Origin of the sequence: Rhodoferax ferrireducens (assembly GCF_049302455.1) — a bacterium.
In the GTDB taxonomy this organism is placed as follows: Bacteria; Pseudomonadota; Gammaproteobacteria; order Burkholderiales; family Burkholderiaceae_C; genus Rhodoferax; species Rhodoferax ferrireducens_B.
The window spans coordinates 54,766-63,126 of record NZ_JBAQMD010000008.1; the positions used below are offsets into that span (position 1 = coordinate 54,766).

The window sequence follows — 8,361 nt, forward strand, 5'->3', positions numbered from 1 at the left end:
GATCACCACTCACATCAACATGGTGTTGCGGATCAAGCCAACTGCCAGCCCTTCAATCTCGAAGGGCTCGCCGGGTTCGACGACGATGATCTGGTAGTCGGGGTTTTCCGGGCACAGTTCGATCAGGTCTTTGGTGCGCCGAAAGCGCTTGACGGTGACTTCATCACCCAGGCGTGCCACCACAATCTGGCCATTTTTGGCGTCCCGCGTGGATTGCACGGCCAGCAGGTCGCCGTCCATGATGCCGGCGTCGCGCATCGACATGCCGCGCACCTTGAGCAGGTAGTCGGGTTTGCGCTGGAACAGGCTGCTTTCGACGTAATAGGTTTGGTCGATATGTTCTTGCGCGAGAATCGGCGAGCCCGCTGCCACGCGGCCAATCAGGGGCAGCATCAGTTGTGACAGGCCGGGCAGCGACAGGGGAAATTGTTTGCTGCGGGATTCGTTGATGGAGCGCAGTGCCTCGCTCTTGAGGCGAATACCGCGCGAGGTGCCGCTGACGAGCTCGATAGCGCCTTTGCGCGCCAGCGCCTGCAAGTGCTCCTCGGCGGCGTTGGCAGACCTGAAACCGAGCTCGGTGGCGATCTCGGCCCGGGTCGGTGGCGAGCCGGTGAGCGTAATGGCGTTCTGGATCAGGTCCAGAATTTGTTGCTGGCGGGCAGTGAGTTTGGGGCTTCCAAGCATGGCGACTCCTTTGCGGTACGGTGGGTCTTGCTGTTACTTTATACACACTGTTGTTGTATTCAGTAACTGTATTTTTAATCAGTTTTTTGAGATTGGCAAGTGATGGTTGCAAAATTTATTGAAAAAGTAGTGGTGTTGGCAACCGGTGGCACGATTGCCGGTAGCGCTGCCAGCGCTGCCGACAACATCGGCTACACCGCGGCCCAGGTCGGTGTGAGTCAATTGCTGGCGGCGGTGCCGGGGCTTGATCTGGTGTTGGCCGGGCGCACGCTGGAGGCCGAGCAAGTGGCCCAGATTGACAGCAAGGACATGAGTTTTGCGGTTTGGCAGCAGTTGGCGCAGCGGGTCAGTCACCATCTGGCACAGGCCGACGTCGCCGGTATCGTCATCACCCACGGCACCGATACGCTGGAAGAAACCGCTTATTTTTTACACGCCGTGCTGCCGGCGCTTCAGCTCGCAAGTAAACCCGTGGTCTTGACCTGTGCCATGCGGCCAGCCTCCAGCGTGGCGCCGGATGGGCCGCAAAATATCCGGGATGCCGTTGTGGTGGCCACCACCACCGGCGCTTGTGGCGTGCTGGCCGTGTGTGCGGGTACGGTGCATGCGGCGGCCGACGTGCAAAAGGTTCACACCTACCGGCTTGATGCCTTCAGTTCGGGTGACGCCGGGGCCGTGGCGTATGTCGAGGAGGGTGCGGTGCGTTTGGTAAAGAATTGGCCTCTAGCCCCCGTCGGTAGGGAACATGTAGCTATTAAAAACATAGCATCTGTGAACCATTGGCCACGGGTGGAAATTGTGATGAACTACGCGGGCGCCAGCGGCGCGCTGGTGGATGCACTGCTGGTTCCGGTGTCTGCGGCTGGCGCGCAGGGTCAGACTGATGTGCAACTCGCGCAGGTGCCGGTGCGTGGCCTGGTGGTGGCCGGCACCGGCAATGGCACCATTCATCAGGATTTGGAGGCAGCACTGCGCCGCGCGCAAGCACTTGGGGTCAGGGTGGTGCGCTCAACCCGCTGCGCCACCGGCCGTGTGCTGGCGACAGAAAGTTCGGAATTTGCGCATTCCAAAGGCCTGTCACCGGTCAAGGCCAGGATTGCACTGATGCTGGAACTGATGCAAGCCTGACGGGCCGGGCCTGCGTCATCGCCTGGTGACGCTAGAGATGGTCTGCGCTTTCGTCAGCGCGGCTTGGCGCGCAGCCGGCACCGCCAATGATCAGCGGCATCAGTTTGGGTGCCAGTACTTTGAGCAATTGCACCGGCAGGCCGCTGGTGAAATCGAAAGCGGCGGCCTGCGCGCCCGGCACGTAGGCGATCAGCGTGCCGAAGAATCGCTCGTCAATGTTGAAGACGAAGGTCGCCGAGCGGTTCACCACGCGCGAGGCAATCAGGCGTCCGCCCGCACCGTAGGTGTCAAAGCGCTGATCGCCGGTGCCGGTCTTGCCGCCGACCGCAATGACGCTGCCGTCAGTCCGCACAAAAGCGCGCTTCACACGTTGCGCGGTGCCTTCCTCCACCACCCGCCGGATGGCGCCGCGCACCGCTTGCGCCACTTCGGGCGCCAGCACCCGCTGCGCCTTGGCCGGCTTGTACTGCAGCAGGGTTTCATAAGGCGTGGCGGCCGCGAAGTGCAGCGACTCGATGCGTGTGTTTGGCTTACGCACACCCTCATTGACGAGAATCCCCATCAATTCGGCCAGTGCGGCAGGGCGGTCGGCCGAGGCCCCCAGCGCGCTTGCATAGGAGGGCACCAGGGATTCGAAGGGATAGCCCATCTGCGCCCACTGACGGTGGATTTCCAGAAAGCCTTCACCTTCGAGCAGGTCCAGAATCCGCTTGTCCTGCGCCTGCTTGCGATGGGTGGACAACAGCCAGGCATAGACCGTCTGGCGCTCGGCCACACTGGCCTGCATCACCTGCGTCTGGCTCGCGCCCGGATGGTTGCGCAGATAGCCGACCAGCCACAACTCCAGCGGATGCACACCCGCCAGGTAGCCGCGATCGGCCAGCGACATCCGCTCTGGCGCGTACTGCTCGTAGAGCTTGGCCAGCTTGGGCTCGGCCGGATTGACGCCGTCGGGCAAATTGTCCTTCACCCAGGCTGTGAACTGGTCCAGCGGCGCCTCTGGATACAGCGTACGGAAGATGGCAGCCAGCCGCGAAGTGGTTGGCCGCACGTTGCCCAGCAGCAGCTCTTGCGCCTCTTGTGCGGTTTTTCCCTGGTACTTGACCAGGAAGCGGCGCATGAAGACCTGGCCCTCGCTGTCGGCAAAGCGCGCCAGATAGGCGGCGCGGCGGGGATCGTCGGCATCGCGCAGCAGCTTGGCCGAGGAGCCCGGGGTCAGGAACATATAGTGGTGCACGACATCGCGCATCAGCCGGATGAACACCAGGTTGACGGAGTTGCGCAGTCCATCGCGCACCGACATCACCCGGCCGTCGTCCTCGTGCCTGAAGTTATTGAAGTGATGCAGCCCGCCGCCGGTCATAAACCCTTCTGCCGGACTGGCGGAATAGGTCCGATCCAGCGCCGCCTCCAGCATCTTGCTCAGGCTTTGATCAGGCGCTGCCAGAAAATAGTCGACCGCCCAGCGCGTCAACACGTCCTGCCGGTCGACTTCCAGCGCGTGCAATTGGGCCTTGTCCAGTGTTGATAGCCGCTGATGCAGCTTGTCCATGATGTCGAGATAGGTCACCAGCGTGCGCAGTTTGGCGGTCGAGCCGAGATCGAGCTTGGTGCCTTCGTTGATATTGAGCGGGTGATCAAAGTTGTCGGTTTGCACCCGCAGATAGTTGGCCTCGGCCCCGCGCTCATAGAGCGTGAAGCTGTAGACCACCTTGGACGGATCGCCACGGTCCAGCAACTGTTTGGCGGACAGTCCGGCGGCCCGGGCCTTGGCCGGGTCGCGCAACTCGCGCAACAAGGTCGTCACGGAGGTCTGCACCGGCGCATCCAGCGTGCTGGCGACGCTGAGGTCGAGGCGGTCCAGGTCGTACAGCCGGCTGCTGCCCAACAGGTTGGCCAGATGGGTGCGCACCGCATTGGCCGCCTTCTGCGTGACGAAAGAAACCGCTGGCGCTGGCACCTTGTCGGCGCGCCGGTTCAGCTTCGCCTTGAGCGCGGCATCGCGCAGTGCCGGCGTGATCACACCGGCAGTGCCCAGCAGGCGCAAATGGCTGTCCGTCAGTTGCTCCAGTTCGGCTTCATCGGCGTCGAAATAATAGGACGGGCGGCGCTGCGAGATCAGCAGACTCAAGGCCTGTTTGTACAGTTGCGCCTGGTCGCTGAAATCACCGGTCTGCGCGGCCACATCGTTGAGAATGCGGTTGACGTCCTTGAAATCACGACCGTACCAAACCCACAACCCATCGCCCAGGCCATGCACTTCGCCAAAGCCGGCTTTGGCCGACAGCGGCATCGTGTTCACGTAGCTCAGCACAATCTGGCGCCGCACCGCGCTGGTGTCTTCACCCTGCTGGTAGGCGCGCAAGGCGGCCGACACCATTTGTTGCAATTTTTCCTCGATCGAGGAGGTGCGCCCCTCGGACGAATGCCGGTATTTTTCGATCTGGGTCGCCAGCGTGCTGCCGCCAGGTGTTCTGGTGTCGCCGGTGAGGGTGCCCTGGGCCTTGATCAGCACCGCATGGGCCAGCCGGTCCCACTCCACGGCCGGGTTGCGCTTGGGGTGCTCCGAATCGAGCAGTTCACGGTTCTCGATGAACAGCAGGCTTTGCACCAGCAAGGGTGGGACGTCGTCAAAGCGTTCGAACACCCGTTTCGGATAGCGCTCCTGAAACAGGCTGTTCTTGTGGCAATCGAGGATGCTCAGACCGCCCTGGATCTTTTCCGGATAGGGGGCGAAATAACCTTTGTCGACAATATCGGCCATGTCCGCTGATATCCGGGCCTGTTGGATGATCTCGAAATCCCGCGTCCGCAATTTGCTGAAAAACACCGGCAGCAGCGAATAACCGAGACGATCGTCGTAGGGCGCGCTCTGCGGGAAACGGATGGACGGACTCGGACCGGCACTGAGCGTGTAACTGGCCTTGCCCGCCAGTCCGGCAAAGAAACGCGCCTGATAGTCCGACGTGCGCAGCTCGTGCGCGACCAGCAGACCCGCGACGACCAACCCCAGCAGCAGCGACGATGCCACTGTTACCTTGAACCAGAAAAAAATCGAAAGCCACTTTCCCCGCATACGCATCACCCTGATTTTCTGGTTTGCTGCTTTGGTGGGGCAGGCGACGCCGTCCTCCACCCGTTCTGAAACTAACGCGGACACGAAGTTCAACCGCAGCAAGTGAAGTATCGCACCTTGGGCCAGCGTGAAAGCACCGGTTTTCCGCCCGTGCAGGGGCGTTGGTGAAAAAATCAGCTATGGCTTTGCGTACCCGATAGGTGCCGAACGCTCGCTACGTCTAATGCGCTATGCAATTTATAGCACGTCACGTAGGTTCAACAGGGGCCAGCGTCCTTTTTCCCATAAATTTTGGGTGCTTTCCTCGCGCCGCAACAAGAGTGTGTCAAGCAGCGGTGCCAGTGCGGTCGCATCTGGATTGGCCAGCATGACGTAGCGTGCGGCTTCGCCCTTGAACTCCTCATTGAGCAAGCCGATCCAGTCCAGTTCAGACAAGGTTTCCAGCACCGGCTCCAGTTGCAGGGCATCTACCCGCAGCAACTGGGCCAGTTGTTGCATCGTTAAACCCTTGACTGCGCCAGAGCGCACCCGTTCCAGCTGCTGCAGCGTCTCCAGTGCCAACTGAAACTGCAAGCCATGCGAACGGCCCCGGTGTTGTATGCCTGAGGTCAGACTGGGCAAGTAGGCCGCGATGACGGCGCCCAGCAGCACAATGACCCAGGCGACGTAAATCCAGATCAGCAGGATGGGCACCGTGGCAAAGGCGCCGTACAGCACAGAGTAGGTTGGCACCTTGCCCAGGTACAGGGCCAGCAACTTCTTGGCGAGCTCAAGGCCGGCCGAGACAAACAGGCCACCGGCCCAGGCATGTGACCACTTCACCCAGGTGTTGGGCACAAAGTGGTACATCGCGGCCATGCCCCAAGCCACCATAAAAAACTGCAACACATCGAGCAGCAATTGCACCCCGCCTGGCATCACGCCCACCACGCCTTTGGACGCCGAAATGGCGTACGAGGTGATGCTCAGGCTGACCCCCAGTACCAGCGGTCCCAAGGTCAGGGCGGCCCAATACACCAGCACACGCTGGCCAAGGGAGCGGCGGGTGCGCACCCGCCAGATGCCATTGAGCGTGTGATCGATGGTCAAAATCAGAGCCACCGCCGTGACCAACAACAGGGCGATCCCGGCGCCTCCCAACTTGCTGGCCTGACCGGCAAACTGGGTCAGGTAGCCCAGCACCTGGCGCGCGATATTGTCGGGAATCAGGCTGGTCACCAACCACTTTTGCAGCACGCTCTGGAGCTTGGCAAACATGGGAAAGGCGGTAAAAATGGCCAGCGCCACCGTGACCAAAGGCACCAGCGCCATGGTGGTGGTGAACGTCAGGCTGCTCGCCGTAAGGCCCAGGCGATCTTCCGAATAGCGCTCACGCAGCGTGCGTGCGGTGCTCTTCCAGGGAAAGTTGGTCAAGTCCTTGAACAAGGCTTCAAGGCGCTGCGGCCAGCTCAGGGGCGGCGAGGCGGGCAGGTGAGGGGACATGTGCATGGCCGCTATGATGCCACTCCAATGATGACGTCAATGAACAAAGAACAAAATAGCGCCTCAGCACAGGTGCGCGGCACACGCGCGCTGGCCGTGGGCAGTTTGCTGGGGCTGATCGTGCTGGGGCTGGCCTGGGAGTTGTGGCTGGCCCCGATTCGTCCGGGCGGCTCCTGGCTGGCGCTCAAAGTGTTGCCGCTGTGCCTGCCTTTGGCCGGGCTGCTGAAAAACCGCATGTACACCTACCGCTGGGTCAGCCTGATGGTGTGGCTGTATTTCACCGAAGGGGCGGTGCGCGCCTACAGCGACAAAGCGCCGGGCAACTATCTGGCCCTGGTCGAAGTGGCACTCTGTCTGAGCCTGTTCGCCGCCTGCGCACTGCACGTTCGCTGGCGCCTCAAAAACCCGATCAAAGAAGGCTGATGTTATGCAAACCCTGCTGGATGAACTTCGCCACATCGTCGGAAATGCCCACGTCTTCACCGATGGCGACCTGACGGCCTGGGAGCAGGACTGGCGCAAGCGCTCTCACGGCAAAGCACTGGCCGTCGTTCGGCCCGCTTGCACCGAGGAGGTGGCACGGGTGGTCAAAGCCTGTGCTGATTATGTGAGCGCCAACCCTGCGAGCGGCGTCAGCATCGTGCCCCAGGGCGGCAACACCAGCCTGGCGGTTGGCAGCACACCCGACGATTCCGGTCGCCAGATTGTGCTGAGCCTGCAACGAATGAACACGGTGCGCGGTGTGGACGCCGACAACTTGACCATGACGGTCGAGGCGGGCTGCATTCTGCAAAACCTGCAGGAGCGCGCCGAGGAAGCGAATTTGCTGTTTCCGCTGAGCCTGGCTGCCGAAGGCACCTGCACCATTGGCGGCAACCTGGGCACCAACGCGGGTGGCACCCAGGTGGTTCGCTACGGCAACACGCGTGACCTGTGTCTGGGGTTGGAAGTGGTCACCGCGCAGGGCGAGGTGTGGCATGGCCTCTCGGGCTTGCGCAAAGACAACACCGGCTACGACCTGCGCGACCTTTTCATAGGCTCGGAGGGCACGCTGGGCATCATCACCGCCGCCACCCTGAAGCTGTATCCGCTGCCCGCCGCCCGGCTCACGGCGTGGGCCGCCGTGCCGTCGCTGGAGGCGGCCGTCACCTTGTTGGGGCTGGCACATCGGCACCTGGGCGCGGGCTTGACGGGCTTTGAGGCGATGGGGCAATTCGCCTTGAGTCTGGTCGCCAAACACTTTGCGCAACTGCGGGTGCCGCTGCATCTGGATGCGCCGTTTTGCGTGTTGCTGGAGAACTCGGATCACGAGTCCGAGTTGCACGCGCATACCCAGTTCGAGCGCCTGCTGGAAATCGCGCTCGACCAGGGCTGCGTCACGGATGCGGTGGTGAGCGAGACCCTGGCGCAGGCGAAACAACTGTGGCATGTGCGTGAAAGCATCCCGCTGGCGCAAGCGCTGGAGGGGCTCAACATCAAGCACGACATCTCGGTGCCGGTCTCCAACATTCCTGACTTTGTGCGCGCGACCGACGCCTTGTTGCAGCAGGCCCTTCCTGGCGTGCGACTGGTCAACTTTGGCCACCTGGGTGACGGCAATCTGCACTACAACGTGCAGGCGCCCGAGGGGGTGGATGCGGCAGATTTTTTGCGTGACCATGAAGCGCGGGTCAATACCCTCGTGTTTGACTCGGTGCAAGCTTTTGGCGGCTCCATCTCGGCCGAACATGGCGTAGGCAGCCTGAAAGTCGATCATCTGGCGCATTACAAGTCCCCCGTGGCCTTGGGCCTGATGCGCGCCATCAAGCAGGCGCTGGACCCGCGGAATCTGATGAATCCGGGGCGGGTGGTGCGTGTTTAAGTCATTTGGACTAACCCGCTGACGCGCGAACTGGTTCGCCAGTCCAGCAGGCTACCTCGGACTTTTCAGCAATCTCCTTTTGCAGGACGATGGACTCGCTGCTCGCAGCACTTCATCCCTTCAATCCGTA

The 8,361-nt window shown here is 61.8% G+C and carries 6 protein-coding genes; 3 read left to right on the plus strand and 3 right to left on the minus strand.

The genetic code is table 11. The features are described from left to right. Positions 1-9: 9 nt before the first annotated feature. Positions 10-684, minus strand: coding sequence for a transcriptional repressor LexA (gene lexA, locus WA157_RS00880; protein WP_011465271.1), 675 nt, complete (start codon positions 682-684; stop codon positions 10-12). A 102-nt stretch (positions 685-786) separates the two neighbouring features. On the opposite strand from lexA, the gene WA157_RS00885 reads away from it, so the two are divergent. Then, positions 787-1,812, plus strand: a complete 1,026-nt coding sequence (locus tag WA157_RS00885; protein WP_422619148.1) for an asparaginase — start codon at positions 787-789, stop codon at positions 1,810-1,812. 31 nt (positions 1,813-1,843) lie between these two features. Here the strand turns inward: WA157_RS00885 and WA157_RS00890 are convergent, their stop codons facing one another. After that, on the minus strand, positions 1,844-4,888 hold the full coding sequence (locus WA157_RS00890; protein WP_422619152.1) for a transglycosylase domain-containing protein: 3,045 nt from the start codon (positions 4,886-4,888) through the stop codon (positions 1,844-1,846). A 237-nt stretch (positions 4,889-5,125) separates the two neighbouring features. Next, on the minus strand, positions 5,126-6,376 hold the full coding sequence (locus tag WA157_RS00895; RefSeq protein ID WP_422619149.1) for a YihY family inner membrane protein: 1,251 nt from the start codon (positions 6,374-6,376) through the stop codon (positions 5,126-5,128). Between the two features lie 33 nt (positions 6,377-6,409). Between WA157_RS00895 and WA157_RS00900 the strand changes: the two genes are divergently transcribed. After that, positions 6,410-6,793: a DUF2069 domain-containing protein gene (locus tag WA157_RS00900; protein ID WP_422619150.1), complete on the plus strand. Its 384-nt coding sequence runs from the start codon at positions 6,410-6,412 to the stop codon at positions 6,791-6,793. Positions 6,794-6,797: 4 nt separating this feature from the next. Next, complete coding sequence (locus tag WA157_RS00905; RefSeq protein WP_422619151.1) at positions 6,798-8,231, plus strand: FAD-binding oxidoreductase; 1,434 nt, start codon at positions 6,798-6,800, stop codon at positions 8,229-8,231. Positions 8,232-8,361: the final 130 nt, after the last annotated feature.

Bases quoted from the DNA above. Each gene is read 5' to 3' on its own strand.
- WA157_RS00905 (WP_422619151.1), top strand. From the start codon at position 6,798: ATGCAAACCCTGCTGGATGAACTTCGCCACATCGTCGGAAATGCCCAC.
- lexA (WP_011465271.1), bottom strand. From the start codon at position 684: ATGCTTGGAAGCCCCAAACTCACTGCCCGCCAGCAACAAATTCTGGAC.
- WA157_RS00900 (WP_422619150.1), top strand. From the start codon at position 6,410: ATGAACAAAGAACAAAATAGCGCCTCAGCACAGGTGCGCGGCACACGC.
- WA157_RS00890 (WP_422619152.1), bottom strand. From the start codon at position 4,888: ATGCGGGGAAAGTGGCTTTCGATTTTTTTCTGGTTCAAGGTAACAGTG.
- WA157_RS00895 (WP_422619149.1), bottom strand. From the start codon at position 6,376: ATGCACATGTCCCCTCACCTGCCCGCCTCGCCGCCCCTGAGCTGGCCG.
- WA157_RS00885 (WP_422619148.1), top strand. From the start codon at position 787: ATGGTTGCAAAATTTATTGAAAAAGTAGTGGTGTTGGCAACCGGTGGC.